Genomic DNA, 18239 nt, shown 5'->3' with positions numbered 1-18239 from the left:
GGTCAGCAGCTGGGTGCTGAGCGCGCAGAATGTGCAGTGTACCCGCGGCGACGGGTGCACATTCCGCCCGGAACCGTGCGTGTGACCCCGGCTACCGGGCGGTCAGGATGGGAGTGAGAAGGAAGGAGTGGGCCCCGTGGTCCGGCGGCCGGGCGGCGAGCGCGCAGAATGTGCAGTGTACCCGCGGCGACGGGTGCACATTCCGCCCGGAACCGTGCGTGTGACCCCGGCTACCGGGCGGTCAGGATGGGAGTGAGAAGGAAGGAGTGGGCCCCGTGGTCCGGCGGCCGGGCGGCGAGCGCGCGGAATGTACAGTAGACCCGCGGCGGCAGGTGCACATTTTGCGCGGAACCGGGCGTGTGACCCCGGGTACCGGGCGGTCAGGATGGGGGTGAGAAGGAAGGAGTGGGCTCCATGGTCCGGCGGCCGAGCGGTGAGCGCGCGGAATGTACAGTAGCCCCGCAGCGGCAGGTGCACATTTCGCGCGGAACCGGGCGTGTGACCCCGGGTACCGGGCGGTCAGGATGGGAGTGAGAAGGAAGGAGTGGGCCCCGTGGTCCGGCGGCCGGGCGGCGAGCGCGCGGTATGTACAGTAGCCCCGCAGCGGCAGGTGCACATTTCGCGCGGAACCGGGCGTGTGACCCCGGGTACCGGGCGGTCAGGATGGGAGTGAGAAGGAAGGAGTGGGCCCCGTGGTCCGGCGAACTGCGGGGCCGAGTGGTTAATACCGACGGTGGACCCCACCAGGTCCCGCTGGGTCCCGTGGGGCGGGGCTGGCGCCCGCAAGGGCGCGAACAAGCCCTGCGGCAACCGCCGCAGGGCTTGTTCCCCACTACCTGTTTCCCACTACCTGTCTCATGCCACCCGGTTTGCCGTACGGCCCAGGAGGAACGGCTCCAGCCGCCGGTAGAACGCCAGGCTGATGCTCGTCGAAAGCATACCCTTGAAGAGGTTGAACGGGGTCGACAGCGTGAGCGCACCGACCCAGGCGGCGGTGCCCTGCATCCCCCACAGCGGGTAGATGAAGAGTGCGTTCGCCGGAATCAAGATGGCCGCCATGATCACCGTGCCGATGACGGCGGAGAGGAAGGTCCACCCCCAGTGCTTCAGGCCCGCCCGGTCGAAGAGACGGTGCGAGACCCCCGCGGCGATGACCAGGGCCGCGCCGGCCACGAAGTTGGCCAACCCGCCGACCCAGCCTGCGCTGCTCCTGCCGGAGAGCATGAAGAGCCCGATCTTGATCCCCTGGATGGCCACACCGGCTGCGGGGCCCAGCGTGTAGGTCGCCACGACCGCCGGAACGTCGCCGGGGTCGTAGCGGAGGAACTCCGCGAAAGGCGGAACGTAGATCTGACCGAAGAACATCAGCAGAAAAGCCATGGCCCCCAACATGCCGATCATGACAAGCCGGTGCAGACGTTCGTTGCGCATCTCCCATCCACTCCTTCTTGATCTGCGCCTGGAGGGCCACAACCCCGTCCCTGTCCGGGGAAAACAGAACACCCCGGACGCCTTCCGGGGTGGGGTTGCGGGCACAGCAAGAAAGAGCCTCCCTGCGGGCGCAGGGCTGCCTCTCTCGCCTTCTCCCATCCGGACTGTACCGTCGGCCCCGGATTCTCACCGGAGTCTGCGTTCGTGCGGCTCTGTGGCTGCACGACGCTCGCGGCGCTCGTCTCTTCCGCGCTGCGGAGAGCATCACCGCCGGTCGGGAATTGGCGGCAGATGCCGCCTCACCCTGCCCTGAAGGCGCTCTTTGGCTAGTATGATACCACGGTCACGAGCCAGATGCAACCTGGGAGATATACTGGAGGCGTACGGTTACCATAACAAAGATTTGCCCACGGAGCGATCGCGGTTCGTCCCGACCAGCGACGATAGGCCGCCGATGGGGCGATTCACCAGGACAACAGTCAGCGCCGTGGGTTATTTGTGTTGTGCATCATTCTTGTCAGCCGCTATACTATGACTATGCACAGGAAAGGGCCAACCGATCATAGATGAGCGTTTGTGCCTCCAGCTTCTATACTGAGGTGAGCTGCACATGCAGTTCTGGAAGCGGCTCTGGCCCCTGTACCGTCCGGGCCTGCCGCTGGTGATGCTCAGCCTGACCCAGATCGCGCTGGTCTCCCTGCTCAGCACGGTCCAACCGCAGATCATCCGTTTCGTCACCGACCTGGTGCTGGAGGCCGGACAGTGGCAGTACCTGGTGCCCGGGGCACTGGGCGTTATTGTCGCGGCCCTGGTCCAGGGCGGACTGCGTTTTGGCCAGCGTTACAGCATGGAACTCGTCTCGACGCGGGTTGTCGCCGAACTGCGGTCGCAGGTGTATCGCCACCTGCAGCAGCTCTCCTTCGCCTTCTACGATCAGGCCCAGACCGGTGAACTGATGTCCCGGGCCACCGCAGATGTCGACGCAGTGCGCATGGCCGCCGGGATGGCCCTGGTCAACGGGCTGACCCACCTGGGCTCCATCATCGCGGTGGTCATCGCCATGTTCCTCATGGACTGGCGTCTGGCCATCGTTTCCCTGCTGTTCCTCCCGCTCCTCGTGCACGCCATCGCCCGATTCCAGGCCGGGTCGCGGGCGGCCTGGGGAGAGGTGCAGGCGAAGACGGCCGAACTGTCGGCCACGCTGCAGGAGAACATCGCCGGGGTGCGGGTGGTGAAGGCCTTTGCCCGGGAGGAGGAGGAGATCGTCCGGTTTCGTGCCGCCAACGATGCGTTTCAGACAGCCAACCTCAGGGCGATTCGACTGAGCGCCTTCTGGACCAACTACATGAACTTCCTCACCGCGGTCGGCGCGGTCGCGGTGCTCTGGTACGGCGGCCGCCGGGCGATGGCCGGTGCGATCTCGGTGGGCACGCTTGTGGCGTTCAACGCCTACGTGACGCAGCTGGTCGGCCCGGTCCGGATGCTGGGCATGGCGATCTCCCACTTCACCCGGGCGGCGGCGAGCCTGCAGCGGATCTTCGCCCTGCTGGACACGCCCGTCGAGGTCGCCGACCGCCCCGGCGCCCGGGACCTGGAGGACGTGGTCGCAAGCGGTGCTAGGCGTGAAGCACCTGATGCCGCGGCTGACGACAGTGCCCAAGCCGCCGCAGCCGAAGCCCCGTTGGCCGTGGCTGGCGACACTGCCCAAGCTGCCGCAGTCGAAGCCCCGTTGGCCGCGGCTGACGACAGTGCCCAAGCTGCCGCAGTCGAAGCCCCGTTGGCCGCGGCTGGCGACAGTGCCCAAGCCGCCGCAGCCGAAGCCCCTGTGGTCGTGACGGGCCGCACCCCCCGCCCGGTCGCCGGCAGAGTCACCTTCGAGGGCGTCTCCTTCCGCTACGCCACCGGCGAGACGGTACTCCGGGACATTCACCTCGACGTGGCCCCGGGCACCAAGGTGGCGGTGCTGGGCCTCACCGGCTCGGGCAAGTCCACGCTGCTCCACCTCATCCCCCGCTTCTACGACCCCACCGCCGGGCGGGTGTGCATCGACGGCGTGGACGTGCGCGACGTGACCCTCGCCTCGCTGCGGCGGCACGTGGCCATCGTTCCCCAGGAGACCTTCCTCTTCTCCACCACGCTGCGGGAGAACATCGCCTACGGGCGGCCGGACGCCAGCCCGGAGGAGATCGAGGCGGCGGCCCGGGCGGCGCAGATCCACGACTTCATTGAGAGCCTGCCCCAGGGGTACGACACCATCGTGGGGGAGCGGGGCGTGGGGCTCTCCGGCGGGCAGAAGCAGCGCATCGCCATCGCCCGCGCACTGCTCACCGACGCGCCGATCCTCCTGCTGGACGAGTCCACGTCGGCCGTGGACGTGGCCACCGAGCGGCTGATCCAGCAGGCCATGGAGCGGCTGATGGCGGGCCGGACCACGTTCATCATCGCCTCACGCCTCTCCACCGTGATGAAGGCCGACCTGGTGCTGGTGCTGGAGGACGGGCGCATCGCCGCCCGGGGCACCCACCAGGAACTGATCCGGCGGGAGGGGCTCTACCGGCGGATCTACGAACTGCAGCTCCGGCCTGCGGAGGAGGTGGTCTAGGTGGCGATGCGTGGCGGCCCCGGCGCCTTCCGGCTCGACGACTACGACGTGAAGCTGAGCGAGGTGGACCCCCGGGTCTACCGGCTGCTCGGATCCCTCATCCGCCCCTACGTGCCCCGGCTGGGTCTGGGCGTCGTGCTGATGGTCACCACCGCCCTCACCGGGCTGGTGGGGCCCTATCTGACCCAGGTGGCCATCGACCGGTTCGTCGCCGAGGGCGACCCCGCAGGGCTCGACCTGGTGGCCCTGGCCTTCCTGGCCACCGCCCTCCTCAACTGGTGGTCCAGCTACGGCCAGACCTACATCGTCTCCTTCGTGGGACAGTCCATCATCTACGACCTGCGGGACCGCATGTTCCGCCACCTGCAGCGGCTCTCTTTCCGCTTCTTCGACTCCATGGCCACGGGCCGCATCATGTCCCGGCTCATGTCCGACGTGGACGCCATCAACCAGCTGGTCTCCTCGGGGCTGGTCAGCCTGTTCGCCGACTCCCTGGTGCTGGTGACCATCATGGCCACCATGCTCTGGATGAACTGGCGGCTGGCCCTGGTCTCCTTCATCACCATCCCGACCCTGCTCGTCGTGCTGCGGATCTTCCGGGGCTGGATGCGGGACGCCTTCATGACCATGCGCCGCCGGGCCGCGGATATGAACGCCCACCTGGCCGAGGCCATCGCCGGCATCCGGGTCACCCAGGCCTACGGGCGGGAGGCCCGCAACCAGCAGCAGTTCGACGACATCAACGAGCGGTTCCGTCAGGCCAACCTGGGGGCGGTGCGAGTCTGGGCGACGATGATGCCCTCCATCGAACTGGTCTCCGCCTTCGGCGTCACGCTGGTGCTCTGGTATGGCGGCGTCCTGCTCCGGGGCGGCACGGCCGATGTGACCGTGGGCCAGGTGGCGGCCTTCATCCTGTACCTGAACCGGTTCTTCATGCCCATCCGCGACCTGTCGCAGGTGTTCAACGTGTTCCAGGCGGCGGTGGTCTCGGCGGAGCGGGTGGCGGAGCTGCTGGACCAGCAGCCGGAGATCGTGGACCGGCCCGGCGCCCGCGACCTGCCCCGCGTGGCCGGCCGGGTGGAGTTCCGGAACGTCGTCTTCGGCTACGAGCCCGGCCAGGTGGTGCTGAAGGGGATCAACCTGCGGGCGGAGCCGGGGGAGACCATCGCCCTGGTGGGGCCGACCGGCGCCGGCAAGTCGTCCATCATCAACCTGCTGGCCCGGTTCTACGAGCCGCAGGAGGGGCAGGTGCTGGTCGACGGCGTGGACCTGACCACCGTGACCCAGCGGTCCTGGCGGTCGCAGCTGGGCATCGTGCTGCAGGACACTTTTCTGTTCTCGGGCACGATCCGGGAGAACATCCGCTACGGCCGGCCGGACGCCACCGACGAGGAGGTGGAGGCCGCCGCCCGGGCGGTGGGCGCCCACGAGTTCATCACGCGGCTGGAGAAGGGCTACGACACCGAGGTGCACGAGCGGGGGGCGAAGCTCTCGGTGGGCCAGCGGCAGCTGATCGCCTTCGCCCGGGCGCTGTGTGCGGACCCCGCGGTGCTGATCCTGGACGAGGCGACCTCCAACATCGACACGCACACGGAGTCGGTGATCCAGTCGGCCTTACAGACGCTGCTCCGGGGGCGGACGGCCTTCGTGATTGCGCACAGGCTTTCCACCATTCGGTCCGCGGACCGGATCTACTACATCGAGGACGGTCAGATCACGGAGCAGGGGCGGCATGAGGAACTGCTGGCCCTGGGCGGACGGTATGCGGAGCTGTACCGGGGGCAGTGGGAGGGAGTGTGATCACTGGCCGGGCAGGAGCGTGGCGCCGCACCCGACAGGAGCGGGGGCAGCGGCCCGTCGGGAGCGGCGGAGGATCCTGAGGGGGCGCCCGATAGGCTGGCCAGGCGGACAGGTGTGAGCAGCGGGGAGACCCTGGCGGACAGGACCGCCGGCACAGGCTGCGCAGCAGGAGATGCCTTTCTCAGCAGGAACGACAGCCCGCTGACCAACGTGGGCGTGCTGGGCGCGCGCTGATCTGGAGGCGATGGCCGCCCGGAACGTCGTTCGCGGCGACCAGTGGGGCCGGTTCAACCCCGGGCGGGCGGTGACCGGCGCCGAGTTTGCTGCCCTGCGGGTCCGCACGCTGGGCCTCGAGCGGTTCACGCCAGCCGAGCCACCTTCACTGACGTGGACCCCGCTGAGTGGTTCTACGCCGACGTCGAGGCGGTGGCCAGAGCCGGGCTGATTCAGGGAGCCGGAGGACAGTTCTGGCCGCTGGACACCATCGCCCGGCAGGTGATGGCCGCCCTCCTCGCCCGAGCGCTGCGCCAGCGGGGGGTGGAGGCAGGCCTCACCGCCGAGGGGGCCGAGGCGCTGCTCGCCAGTCTCTCCGACCGGGCTGAGATTGCGGCCTGGGCGGAGGGCGATGTGGCCCTGGTCTATCACCTGGGTCTGCTGCGTGGTCGCGGTGAGGGGCGCTACGAGCCGCAGGCGCCGGTCATCCAGGTAGCACCCGTCCACCAGCGCCGCAGGCAGCCGGTCCCCCCAGCCGCCCACTCCCCGGAGGGCGACCATGGGCTTGCGGTGAAGGTAGGCGATGGCGATCTCGGCCAGCGTTCCGGCGCCACCGCCCACGATGATGACGGCGTCGGCCGCGTGGATCAGCACCTCGCTCCGCCCCTGGAACGTGAGGCACGTCGTTACCGGCACGGTGACGTCGGGGGTTGGCCTGCCGCACGTCATCTCCCGGCGGGATCCCGACCGTCATCCCGCCCGCCGATTGGGCGCCCTCGCTGGCGGCAGCCATCACGCCGTCCCGTCCGCCGGTGAACAGCAGCGCCCCCCGTGCACCGGCGGCGCGCCCGACCGTGTAGGCGGCCGCCCGCAGTCGCTCGCTGATGGGTCCTGACTGGCCGATTACCGTGATCCGCAGGACCATTTGCACGTCCCTCCTCGTGCGGTGATGACGCCGAACACGCGGCACGGGTTTCGATGCCCCCGCCGCCGCGACAGGAAGGGAGACAGAAGACGACTGGAGCCGGGCACGCACGATGCACCGGCTCCAGTCCTTTCCTATTCCGCCCCCATTTCCCCCTCCGGCGCACCCACCAGCGGCTCATTCGTTTGCCGGCCCACCAGCATCCGCTGGACCCAGGCCGAGGCCCCCAGCATCACGATCCCCGTCACCACGAAGACCGCACGGGGGCCGAAGGCGTCGGCCACCCAGCCGCCCAGCGACGGGCCCAGCACCGACCCCAGGTTGTTGGCGCTGGTGTTGATGCCGTACGCCCGGCCCCGGAAGGAGGGGTGCACCACCTCGGCCAGGGCGGCGTGGACCGACGGCTGCACCGCCGCCGTGGCGATGCCGAACACGAAGCGCAGCAGGATCAGCCAGCCCACCGTCTGCACCAGGGACTGGGGCAGCACCAGCAGGCCCGCGGCCATGAGGCCCACGGAGAGCATGCGGCCGAAGCCGATCCGCTCGCCCATCCGTGCGAGGCGCGGCGCCGTCAGCACCGTCGCGACCGCCGGCAGGGAGAAGACGAAGCCCACGATGAAGTCGGAAGCGTCGCCCTCGCCGAAGAGGAGACGGGTGGTGGCGGCGATCCACCCCTCACGGGCCAGGGTGGGGATGAAGTTGGACAGGATCGGCTGCAGCGACTGAAGCGAGGCCTGGATCATCAGCGCCGCGACCATAAGTGCCAGCAGCCGCCTGTCGGACACCGCCAGCTTCAGGTCGGCGAGCACGCTGGACCGGGCCTTCCCGGCGCCGATGACCCGCTCCCGCACCAGGAAGATCACCAGCAGCACCGAGACCAGGACCAGCCCCGAGGCCACCCGCATCGTCCAGCGGATGCTCATGAGCTCCGCCAGGGTTCCGCCCAGCAGCGGCCCCAGGATGGTGCCGGTGGCCATTCCCGTCTGCAGGATCGCCAGGTAGCGGCCGACGCGGTCCTCCGGCGTGTTGGTGGCCACCAGCGCGATGGCCGAGGGGATGAAGCCGGAGAAGGCGCCGTTGAGCAGCCGCAGCCAGAAGAGCTGTATGTGGGTGGTGACGAAGCTCATCAGCAGGTAGACGGTGCTGATGGCCACGCCCGCTCGGATCAGCATCGGCTTGCGGCCGTAGCGGTCCGCCAGGCTGCCCCAGATGGGCGCCATGATCGAGCTGGAGAAGAAGGTGATCGAGAAGATCAGCCCGGACCACGTATACAGGTTGGCCGTGACCCCCAGCTCCGCGATGAATCGGGGCAGGAAGGGCATCACCAGGGAGAAACTGCACGCTGTAAGGAAGTTGCCAAACCAGAGCACGTAGAGGTTCCGCCGCGCCTGATCCATGGTATTTAATTCGCCTCCCCGATTAGTGACAGAATTAGTCATGCGGAGGCAAACTCCTGCAGCCCGGCATGTCCCCTGCATCCTCGGCATAACTTGCTTCGGAGGGGGGACGAGCATGAGCCGGAGAGAGTCGGTGCTGAGAGGCGCGGCCGCCCTGGCGCTGGCGGGGCTCCTCATCAAGATCGGCAACCTCCTGGTCCGGCTGCCCCTCACCCGCCTGGTGGGTTCGGAGGGCCTGGGCATTTACCAGATGGCCCTGCCGGCCTATAACGCCCTGCTCCATCTCGCGGTGGGCGGCGTGCCCGTCGCCGTGCAGAACCTGGTGGCCGAGTACAACGAGCGGGGCCGGCGGGACGTCATGCACCGGGTGCTGCGCCTGGCCCTCACCTACGGGCTGCTCGCCGGCGGCGCGGCCGCCTGCCTGCTCCTCGTCGGCGCCCCGTTCCTGGCCCGGGCCCTTGGCGATGCCCGCGCCTACTGGCCGTTGGTGGCCCTGGCCCCGGCGGTCATTCTGAACGGCCTGGACTCGGTCCTGCGCCACTACATGCAGGGACAGAAGCGGATGACCCCCAGCGCCGTGGCTTCGGTGGTGGAGCAGGGGACCAAGATCGCCGTCAGCATGGGCGCAGCCATCCTGCTGCTGCCGCTGGGCCTGGAGTACGCCGCGGCCGGCGCGGCCCTGGGAATCACGGTCGGGGCCCTGGCCTCGGTGCTCTTCATGCTCTGGCGGGTGCGCCGGGAACAGGCGGAGGAGGAGCCAGACCTGGACGAGGCCCCGGCGGCTGCCTCGAAGGCCGCCTCGAAGGCTGCCCGGCCCGTACCCCGGGGACTGGGAATGCGCATGCTGCGGCTCGCGTGGCCCGTTACCCTGGGTTCGGTCACCATGCCCCTGCTGAACGTGCTGGACGTCTCCATCGTCCAGCGGGGCTTCCTGAAGGCCGGCTACCCGCCCGCCGAGGCCACCGCGCTCTACGGCGCCTTCGCCGGCATCGCCGTGCAGGTGGTCTGGTTCCCCTTCGTGCTCACCAACGCGGTGGCCAACGCCACCGTGCCGACCCTCACCGCCGCCCAGGCCCGGGGGGACATGCAGGCCGTGCGGCAGCGGGTGGTGCTGGGGCTGCGGACGGCCAGCCTGATCTGCCTGCCCGTCGCCATCGGCGCCATGGTGCTCGCGGCCCCGATTGCACTGCTCTTTGGGGAGCCGCTGGCAGCAGACCCGCTGCGCCACCTGGGGCCGGTGGCGCTCCTGGGGCCGCTCACCTGGATGACCGTGGCCCAGCTGCAGGCCCTGGGGGAGACCGGGGTGCCCATGCGCAACCTCACCCTGGCGATGGGGCTGAAGCTGGCCCTCGACGGGATGCTGGCGCCGGTCCGGGGCATCGACGTCAACGGCGTCGCCACCGCCTCGGTGATCATGTTCTTCACCGCCCTGTGGTTCAACGCCCTGGCCCTGGAGCGGCTGCTGGGGGAGCCGGTGCCCTGGGGCCGCATCCTGATGGGGCCGATGGTTGCCTCCCTGGTGATGGGCCTGGGCCTGGTGGGCCTGGTCGCCGCTCTCTGGAGCCCGGCGGGGCGCATGGAGGCCCTGGCCGCCGCCGCCGTGGCCGCGCCGCTCCTCTACGGCGGAACACTGATCGCCACGCGCAGCATCACCCGGACGGAGCTGCTGGCGATGGCCGGCCCCTTCGCCCCGCGCCTGGAGCGGTGGATGGCGATATTGTGGCCCTGGAGCTGACGCGCAGGGACCACCTGGCCTCCACCAGGTGGTCCCTGTCTACATCGCTTCGGTCGCCGGCTTCTCGGCGGTCTGCTTGACCGTCTCGCCCTTCAGCTCGCCGTACAGCCGCTCGAGGGCACGAAGCATGATGGTCATCTCGTCAGGCGACCAGATTTTCGCAATCTCGGCCATCTCCTTGGCCAGCGCGTTCTTGATTTCCCACACCTTCTTGCCCTTTTCGGTCAGGCGGATGTTGACTACCCGCCGGTCCTCCGTGCTGCGCTCCCGCACCAGCCAGCCGTCCCGCTCCAGCCGGTCGGCTACCCCGGTGAGGTTGCCGCGCGAGCAGTTGAGCTCGTCCGCAAGGCTGCCCAGGGTGGTCGCCCCGCCGTACATCGCCGCGAGGAGCAGCTGGTACTGGGGCATGGTCAGCCCGTAGTTCCGGCTGAGGAACCGGTGACACCGTTTTTCCACCAGGTCGGCGATGGTCTGAAGGAGGGGAAGAATGTTCTCAGGCGTAAACCGATCTGCCGGGGCCGAATCGGCCAGTTGTTTCAAGCCTTTCACCAACCTTTCGCTTTTTCGGTGGCACGGCCTTGACCAGAAGGACACCGGCCGCTCCATCGCGTTCGCAGAACCCATTATCCCATGGAACCCAAATATTGTCAATAAAGGGAGAAGGTGAAATTGATTTTCTTTCCCTCATTTCCCGCGAGGCAGGTTCACATGGGACTGTTCGCTCTGTCATCACTATGGTTCCCATTTACCGTATACTCATACATATTCTCCGCACCCAATTCTGATACCGAATGCTCGCCGGAAACCCCGATGTATGATAGAATGAACCCCAAAATCGTGTTCGGGAGTGAACCCTATGCCGGTCGTCGCCTTTCAGGGGGAGCTGGGCGCCTACGGGGACGAGGCCGTGCGCGCCCGGTTCGGCCCGTCGGCAGAGCCGTATCCGTGCAAGACCTTTGCCGATCTCTTCGAGGCGGTGGCCAGCGGTACGGTGGACTACGGGCTCGCGCCCGTGGAGAACTCGCAGGCGGGCTCCATCAACGACGTGTACGACCTGCTGCGCCAGTACGACCTGTACGTGGCGGGCGAGGTGCTCCATCCGGTGAACCATGCGCTGCTCGCCCTTCCGGGGCAGACCCTGGCGGACATCCGCCGGGTCATCTCGCATCCGCAGGCCCTTGCCCAGTGCGACCGCTTTCTGCGTGAACTGGGCGTGGAGGTGGTCGCCACTTACGACACGGCCGGGTCGGCCAAGATGATTCGCGAGCAGGGTCTGACCGGTGTCGCCGCGGTGGCCGGACTGGGCGCCGCCGAGCGGTATGGGCTTACGGTGCTGGCGGAGTCGATTCAGACCATCAAGGACAACGTGACGCGCTTTGTGCAGCTGCAGCGGCATCCCGCCCCGCGGGAAGAGGGGCCCCAGAAGACCATGCTCTTCCTGGCCCTCGCCCACCAGCCGGGCTCGCTTTACCTGGCGCTTTCGGCCCTGGCCAGGCGGAACATCAACCTGCTGAAGCTGGAGTCGCGGCCCTCGCGCAATCGGCCCTGGGAGTACGTCTTCTACCTGGACTTCGAGGGCCATCGTGACGATCCGGATGTGCGCGCGGCTTTGGCAGAGTTGGCGAAGCATGCGAACTATTGTAAGGTGTTGGGTTCTTTCAGGCGGGCAACAGTGTTGGAGTAGCAGGATTTCGCAGGGAGGGGAGCGAACAGCACTGGTGGCGTATCCCGGCAAGGAGGAAAGCCGAGTGATCAAGAAGATCCTCATCGCCGACGCAGACCATTCGAGACGCAACCTGCTTCGTGCCACCCTTCAGGATCCCCGCTATCAGATCATCGAAGCTTCGGGCGGCGTCCAGGCTCTCGCGCTGCGGGAGAAGCACAAGCCTGACTTGGTCATACTCGACGAGTCGATGCCGGGTGTCAGCGGTGTGGAGGTATGCCGCGCCATCAAACGCGATATGGGATCCGGGAGCACCCCGGTCATCCTGCTCACGGAGCAGGAAACCCCGCCGGAGGTCGGCGATGCCGGTCCCGACGTTTTCCTTCCCAAACCTTACAGCCCGCTGCGCCTGCTGGGCGCCGTCGAGGAACTCCTCGCCCGGGCGGAGGACTGAGCCCATGTACGACGACATCTCCGGGCTGACGCGCGACGAGTTGGAACGGGAGGTCCGCTACTGGCGAGCCCAGAGCCTGCTCCTCGCCAAAGATTTCGGCGGGGTGCGCGCCGATCTGTCCCGCCATGCCGCCGAGGTCGGGCTGCTGCGGGCGCAGCTGCTCTCGTATGCGGAGGATCTGAACCGCGAGTATCAGCTGGTGCGGCAGCGGACCATCGAGCTGGAGCGCATGCTGGTGGCCACCGTGGGCGCGCTGGCGAACGCCATCGAAGCCCGGGATCCATACACGCGCGGCCACACCGACCGCGTGGCCCGCATCACGATCGCCTTCTGCGACCGACTGGGCTGGGAGCGCGAGAAGCTTTCCATCGCCCGTATGGGCGCCCTGCTCCACGACATCGGCAAGATCGGCGTGCCCGACGCCATCCTGCGCAAACCGGGGCGGCTGACCGCCGATGAGTACGAGCTGATGAAGGAGCATACCGTCATCGGGGCGCAGATCCTGCAGGGCATCCACGCCCTGGAACCTGCGATTCCGTTCGTGCTGTCGCACCACGAGCGGTGGGATGGCAAGGGCTATCCCGAGGGGCTTTCGGGGAAGAACATCCCCATCGAGGGGCGCATCCTTGCGATCGTCGACGCCTTCGACGCCATGACCAGCGCCCGCGTCTACCGTGCGCCGATGAGCATGGACGCAGCGGTCGCCGAGATCCGCCGTTGCGCCGGCACCCAGTTCGATCCGGGACTCGTGCCCGCGTTCGTGCGGCTGTACGAAGACGGCCTGATCCACCAGGCCCTGCAGGAAGAGGTGACGCGGGAGCTGTACGCGATCTAGCGCGCCTTTCCGCACTGCCCGAGTGCACGGCAGCGGGAAACGGATTTCTGTTTCCCGCTGCCTTTTTCTGTCTGTCTGCACGGGCCTGCGTGCCGCTCGATCCGGGAAAATGTGAAAAAGTGTGCAAGAGGTGTTGACAGAGGGGAAGGGCGTGGGTACAATCGCAATCAATACGCTGACACGTTAGTCAAGTAAAGTACACGCGGATCACCGCAGGGAATATGGGACAAAGCGATGACGGGGCCAGTAGGACCGGATCCACGGGTTCCAGAGAGCGGCCGGCGCTGGGAAGGCCGTACCCGTACCGGTCTGAATCTCACCCCGTAGCTGCCCCGCTGAACCTCTGTGCCCTCCCCGCCGCTGCCGGCTGAGAGAACAGGCCGAACGCGGCGCCGCACAGTCAGTAGGCGGGCGCCGGCCGCCAGGCCGTTATGCAGGATGAGGCTCTTCCGCCCGTATGGGGCCGGCCCCGGCGCCGGGGGCCCCGGCACGGGGGGAAGGGCGAAGTAGGGTGGTACCACGACGGTCAGATCGTCCCTATCGCGAGGGTGCAGAACCTGAGCGATGGGGATTTCTCTTTTCCCCAGTGGCAGCGACTTGAGGAGGTGAGGTCGGGTGAAGCGCATCCTGGCGGTGTTGGTGGAGAACCATCCGGGCGTGCTGGCGCGGGTGGCAGGGTTGATTCGGCGGCGGGGGTTCAACATTGAGAGCCTGGCTGTCGGGGTGACAGACGACCCGGCCATCTCCCGGATGACCCTGGTCGTGGAGGGCGACAAGTCCACGCTCGACCAGGTCTCCAAGCAGCTGGACAAGTTGATCGAGGTGATCCAGGTGGCCGACCTGGACGCGGAGCACAGCGTGGCCCGGGAGCTGGCCCTGATCAAGGTCAGCGTCGACCCGGAGCGCCGTCCGCAGGTCCTGCAGCTCGCGTCGGTCTTCCGGGCCAACGTGGTGGATGTGGGCCACCAGGCGGTCATCCTCGAAGTCACGGGCACCCACGACAAGGTGGAGGCCCTGATCAGCCTGGCCCAGGAGTTCGGTGTCCAGGAGGTCGCCCGCACGGGGATCATCGCCCTGGCGCGGGGGGCGCAGTCGATGACGGTGCAGAGGGAGGAGCGGTACCATGACGCGGCTGTACTACGAGTCTGATGCCAATCTCGCGGCCCTGCAGGGGAAGAAGATCGCAGTCATCGGGTTTGGCAGCCAGGGCCACGCCCACGCCCTCAATCTGCGGGACTCCGGGCTGGATGTGACCGTGGGCCTGCGGGAGGGCCGTCCCAGCTGGGCCCGGGCCGAGGAGGCCGGCCTGAAGGTGGCCCCCGTGGCGGCGGCGGCCGAGATGGCCGATGTCATCATGATCCTCATCAACGACGAGCAGCAGGGGCGGGTCTACGAGGAGCACATCCGGCCCCACCTGAAGCCGGGCAAGGCGCTGGGCTTCGGCCACGGCTTCTCGATCCACTTCGGCCAGGTACGGCCCCCGGCGGACGTGGACGTCTTCATGATCGCCCCCAAGGGCCCCGGCCACCTGGTCCGGCGCCAGTACCTGGAGGGGCGGGGGGTCCCCTGTCTGATGGCGGTTCATCAGGACGCCACCGGCCGCTGTAAGGACATCGCCCTCGCCTGGGCGAAGGGCATCGGCGGCACCCGGGCGGGCGTCATCGAGACCACCTTCAAAGAGGAATGCGAATCTGACCTCTTCGGCGAGCAGGCCGTCCTCTGCGGCGGCATGACTCAGCTGGTCAAGTACGGCTTCGAGGTGCTCACCGAAGCGGGCTATGCGCCGGAAATCGCCTATTTCGAGTGCCTCCACGAACTGAAGCTGATCGTGGACCTGATGTACGAGGGCGGCATGGCCGCGATGCGTTACTCCATCAGCGACACTGCTGAGTACGGCGACTACGTCAGCGGTCCCCGGGTGATCGGGCCCGAGGTGAAGGAGCGGATGAAGCAGGTGCTGGCGGAGATCCAGAACGGCTCCTTCGCCAAGGACTGGATCCTGGAGAACCAGGTGGGCCGGCCGCGGTTCAACGCCCTGCGGCGGCAGAACGCCGAGCACCCGGTCGAGCAGGTCGGCGCCCGCCTCCGGGCGATGATGCCCTGGCTGCCGAAGCCGGTGGGCAGCGTGCGGAGCGAGTAAGACGTTCCCTGCGCCAGCCTGTCCTGCGGCCCGGAGCCTGGGGACCTGGGGGCCTGAGGGGCAACCTGTGGCGACCATACCGGGCTGTTCTCGCTGCGTGTGGGTCGCTGCGCTGCGTCGAGTGTGAGCTGCTCGAAGGGATCTTCCCTGGGCGATGACCAGCGTGGATCCACAGCGGACGCGAACAGAGCGGGTACCGGGCGCTCCCCGTCGGGGCGGGTACCCACAGCGAATGAGAACAGAGCGGATACACCGGGTGAACCCCCTGCGGGCGGGCACCCACAGCGGATGCGAACAGCGCGGATACACCGGGGGAACCCCCTGTGGGCTGGCATCCACAGCGAATGCGAACAGAGCGGATACATCGGTGGACCCCCTGTGGGCTGGTACCCACAGCGAATGCGAACAGAGCGGATACACCGGGGCCCCCCTCGGGGCGGTCCCCCACAGGGGATCGATAGTTTAGTACAAGCGTGAAGGATGGTGATGGCGATGACGCGGCGGATTCGGATCTTCGACACCACCCTGCGGGATGGTGAGCAGGCTCCTGGGTTCGGCATGACGGCGGAGGCCAAGTTGGAGGTGGCCCGCCAGCTTAGCAGGCTGGGCGTCGACGTCATCGAGGCCGGCTTTCCCGCCGCCTCGCCCGGCGATTTTGACGCCGTGCGCACGATCGCCGAGACCATCACAGGGCCCACGATCGCCGGCCTCGCCCGGGCCAACGAGGACGACATCCGGCGCTGTTACGAAGCCGTGAAGGGCGCGGCGAAGCCCCGCATCCACACCTTCATTGCCACGTCGCCCATTCACATGGAGTACAAACTCCGCAAGAAGCCGGAAGAGGTGGTGCGGGCGGCCCGGGACGCTGTGGCCCTGGCCCGTTCGCTGGGACCTGAGGTCGAGTTCTCGGCCGAGGACGCGACCCGCTCCGACTGGAACTTCCTGGTCCAGATCTTTACCGTGGCCGCCCGGGCAGGCGCGACCATCCTCAACGTGCCCGACACCGTGGGCTACACCACGCCCAAGGAGTACTACGACCTGATCCGCTACCTCATCGAGCACGTGGACGCCCCGGAGGGGGTGCAGTTCTCCGTCCACTGCCACAACGACCTGGGGCTGGCGGTGGCCAACACCCTGGCCGCCATCGAGGCCGGCGCCACGCAGGTGGAGTGCACCATCAACGGCATTGGAGAGCGGGCGGGCAACGCGGCACTGGAGGAGATCGTCATGGCCCTGCGGGTACGCAGGGACCAGTGGGGCGTTTCCACCGGCATCAACACCCGGGAAATCTACCGCACCTCCCGGCTGCTCCAGAGCGTGACCGGCATCGCCGTGCAGCCCAACAAGGCCATCGTTGGGGCCAACGCCTTCGCCCACGAGTCCGGCATCCACCAGGACGGCATGCTGAAGCACCGGGATACCTACGAGATCATGAAGCCGGAGGACGTCGGCGTGCCCGAGTCGTCGCTGGTGCTGGGCAAGCACTCGGGGCGGGCGGCTTTCCGGACCCGTCTGGAGCACCTGGGCTACCAGCTCACCGACGCCGAGATCGACGCCGCGTTCCGGCGGTTCAAGGAACTGGCCGACCGGAAGCGCTCGATCACGGACCACGACCTGGTGGCCATCGTCGGGGACGAGCAGGCGCGCCGGACGGTGACCGAGGTCTGCCGCCTGGAGTCCTTCCAGGTGGTGGCAGGCAACGAGCGGATGGCGACCGCGTCGGTCCGGCTGGTGCGGGACGGCGAGGTGGTCCAGGAGGCCGCCTCGGGCGACGGGCCCATCAACGCGCTCTACCACGCCATCGACAGGGCCGCCCGCTTCGAAGGGCAGCTGCTGGACTACCGGCTCAACGCGGTGACCGAGGGGCAGGACGCCCTCGGCGAGGTGACCGTGAAGGTGCGGGCCGGCGACCGGGTGGCGTCGGGCCGCGGCACGTCCACCGATGTCATCGAGGCTTCTGCCCGGGCTTACATGAACGCCATGAACAAGATCCTCTCCGGGGCCGCACTGGCGGTGTCGGACGATCCGGCGCCGGGTTGGCAGATGCGGGCGTACGGAGACTGAAGCGCTGGCGGAAGGAGCCGGATGCGGCGGCACAGCGGAAGCGGGCTTAGAGAGACTGCGTGGGAGGGGTTGCGGTGTCCATCCAGATCTACGTGGACGGCCAGTGGTATGCGCGCGATGAGGCCAAAGTGTCCGTTTTCGATCACGGCTTCCTTTACGGCGACGGCGTTTTCGAAGGGATTCGGGCTTACGGGGGCCGGGTCTTCCGGCTGACGGAGCACCTGGATCGGCTCTATGATTCCGCCAGGGCGATCTGGCTGGAGATCCCGCTCTCGTGGAAGGAGATGGAGGAGGTCGTCCTCGAGACCCTGCGCCGGTCGAACCTGCGGGACGCCTACATCCGGCTGGTGGTCTCCCGGGGCCGGGGCGATCTGGGGCTGGACCCCCGCAAGTGTCCCCGGCCGACGGTGGTCTGCATCGCCGATTCCATCGCCCTGTACCCCGAGGAGGTCTACAGCCGGGGGATGCAGGTGATTTCCGTCTCCACCCGGCGGAACCCCGCGGATACGGTCTGGCCGCAGGTGAAGAGCCTCAATTATCTCACCAGCATCATCGCCAAGATCAGCGCCGCGACCCAGGGCTACCCCGAGGTCGTGATGCTGAACAAGGAAGGCTACGTCTGCGAGGGTACCGGAGACAACATCTTCATCGTGAAGAAGGGCCGCGTCATCACGCCGTCGGTCCATCTGGGCATCCTGCCCGGCATCACGCGGGCGGCGGTGATGGAGTACGCCCGGGACCTGGGCTACGAGGTGGAGGAGGGCACCTTCACCCTCTACGATCTGTACACAGCGGACGAGTGCTTCCTCACGGGCACCGCGGCGGAGATCGTTCCGGTCGTGGAGTGCGACGCCCGGAAGATCGGCACCGGGAAGCCCGGAGAGATCACCCAGCACCTGATCGCGGAGTTCCGCCGGCGGGTGCAGGTGGAAGGCACGCCGATCTATGCGGAGGAACGGCAGACCGGTTAAGACGGATGC

The 18239-nt window shown here is 67.9% G+C and carries 13 protein-coding genes, 3 pseudogenes and 1 riboswitch; of the genes and pseudogenes, 11 read left to right on the top strand and 5 right to left on the bottom strand.

Annotated features, from left to right (window positions below; translation table 11 throughout):
* Window positions 1–855: 855 nt before the first annotated feature.
* Entirely contained in the window at window positions 856–1431 is a 576-nt protein-coding gene (locus ACZ5UM_RS01170; protein WP_464846406.1) for an ECF transporter S component, read from the bottom strand.
* Window positions 1432–1574: 143 nt separating this feature from the next.
* A riboswitch (FMN riboswitch) is annotated at window positions 1575–1752 on the bottom strand.
* A 289-nt stretch (window positions 1753–2041) separates the two neighbouring features.
* Between ACZ5UM_RS01170 and ACZ5UM_RS01165 the strand changes: the two genes are divergently transcribed.
* The 3 genes and pseudogenes from ACZ5UM_RS01165 to ACZ5UM_RS01155 all read left to right on the top strand — a co-directional run.
* Window positions 2042–4033: an ABC transporter ATP-binding protein gene (locus ACZ5UM_RS01165; RefSeq protein WP_464846402.1), complete on the top strand. Its 1992-nt coding sequence runs from the start codon at window positions 2042–2044 to the stop codon at window positions 4031–4033.
* A 6-nt stretch (window positions 4034–4039) separates the two neighbouring features.
* A complete protein-coding gene (locus ACZ5UM_RS01160) occupies window positions 4040–5833 on the top strand; it encodes an ABC transporter ATP-binding protein (protein ID WP_464848250.1) in 1794 nt (597 codons plus the stop codon).
* Window positions 5834–6109: 276 nt separating this feature from the next.
* A pseudogene (locus ACZ5UM_RS01155) lies at window positions 6110–6481 on the top strand (S-layer homology domain-containing protein); the annotation flags it as partial.
* Window positions 6482–6637: 156 nt separating this feature from the next.
* On the opposite strand, the pseudogene ACZ5UM_RS01150 reads toward ACZ5UM_RS01155, so the two are convergent.
* From ACZ5UM_RS01150 to ACZ5UM_RS01140, 3 genes and pseudogenes are all read right to left on the bottom strand, one after another.
* Window positions 6638–6775: pseudogene (locus ACZ5UM_RS01150) on the bottom strand (SLOG cluster 4 domain-containing protein); the annotation flags it as partial.
* Window positions 6776–6818: 43 nt separating this feature from the next.
* A pseudogene (locus ACZ5UM_RS01145) lies at window positions 6819–6971 on the bottom strand (SLOG cluster 4 domain-containing protein); the annotation flags it as partial.
* A 134-nt stretch (window positions 6972–7105) separates the two neighbouring features.
* A complete protein-coding gene (locus ACZ5UM_RS01140; RefSeq protein ID WP_464846401.1) occupies window positions 7106–8368 on the bottom strand; it encodes an MFS transporter in 1263 nt (420 codons plus the stop codon).
* Window positions 8369–8483: 115 nt separating this feature from the next.
* Between ACZ5UM_RS01140 and ACZ5UM_RS01135 the strand changes: the two genes are divergently transcribed.
* Entirely contained in the window at window positions 8484–10103 is a 1620-nt protein-coding gene (locus tag ACZ5UM_RS01135; RefSeq protein ID WP_464846400.1) for a putative polysaccharide biosynthesis protein, read from the top strand.
* A 39-nt stretch (window positions 10104–10142) separates the two neighbouring features.
* Here ACZ5UM_RS01135 and ACZ5UM_RS01130 read toward each other — a convergent pair whose 3' ends face one another.
* Complete coding sequence (locus ACZ5UM_RS01130; RefSeq protein WP_464846398.1) at window positions 10143–10643, bottom strand: MarR family winged helix-turn-helix transcriptional regulator; 501 nt, start codon at window positions 10641–10643, stop codon at window positions 10143–10145.
* A gap of 316 nt (window positions 10644–10959) precedes the next feature.
* Here ACZ5UM_RS01130 and pheA point away from each other — a divergent pair, with 316 nt between their 5' ends.
* The 7 genes from pheA (at window position 10960) to ilvE (ending at window position 18230) form a co-directional block, all read left to right on the top strand.
* Complete coding sequence (gene pheA / locus ACZ5UM_RS01125; protein ID WP_273382115.1) at window positions 10960–11787, top strand: prephenate dehydratase; 828 nt, start codon at window positions 10960–10962, stop codon at window positions 11785–11787.
* A 64-nt stretch (window positions 11788–11851) separates the two neighbouring features.
* Window positions 11852–12220 (top strand): response regulator, encoded by a 369-nt coding sequence (locus ACZ5UM_RS01120; RefSeq protein ID WP_464846396.1) that lies wholly within the window; start codon window positions 11852–11854, stop codon window positions 12218–12220.
* A gap of 4 nt (window positions 12221–12224) precedes the next feature.
* Window positions 12225–13055, top strand: a complete 831-nt coding sequence (locus ACZ5UM_RS01115; protein ID WP_464846394.1) for an HD-GYP domain-containing protein — start codon at window positions 12225–12227, stop codon at window positions 13053–13055.
* 615 nt (window positions 13056–13670) lie between these two features.
* Window positions 13671–14204: an acetolactate synthase small subunit gene (ilvN, locus tag ACZ5UM_RS01110; RefSeq protein ID WP_464846393.1), complete on the top strand. Its 534-nt coding sequence runs from the start codon at window positions 13671–13673 to the stop codon at window positions 14202–14204.
* Window positions 14179–15195 carry a ketol-acid reductoisomerase gene (gene ilvC, locus ACZ5UM_RS01105; RefSeq protein WP_464846390.1) on the top strand — a complete coding sequence of 339 codons (1017 nt, stop codon included), beginning with the start codon at window positions 14179–14181 and terminating at the stop codon, window positions 15193–15195. Before ilvN ends, ilvC begins: the two co-directional genes overlap by 26 nt.
* Window positions 15196–15687: 492 nt before the next feature.
* On the top strand, window positions 15688–17259 hold the full coding sequence (locus ACZ5UM_RS01100; protein ID WP_464846388.1) for a 2-isopropylmalate synthase: 1572 nt from the start codon (window positions 15688–15690) through the stop codon (window positions 17257–17259).
* A gap of 74 nt (window positions 17260–17333) precedes the next feature.
* Window positions 17334–18230 carry a branched-chain-amino-acid transaminase gene (gene ilvE / locus ACZ5UM_RS01095; RefSeq protein WP_464846386.1) on the top strand — a complete coding sequence of 299 codons (897 nt, stop codon included), beginning with the start codon at window positions 17334–17336 and terminating at the stop codon, window positions 18228–18230.
* The last annotated feature ends 9 nt before the right edge of the window (window positions 18231–18239 follow it).

It is taken from the genome of Symbiobacterium ostreiconchae, assembly GCF_055396975.1.
The sequence above is the reverse complement of the archived record's forward strand: the minus strand, read 5'-3'. Positions and strand labels throughout refer to the sequence as shown.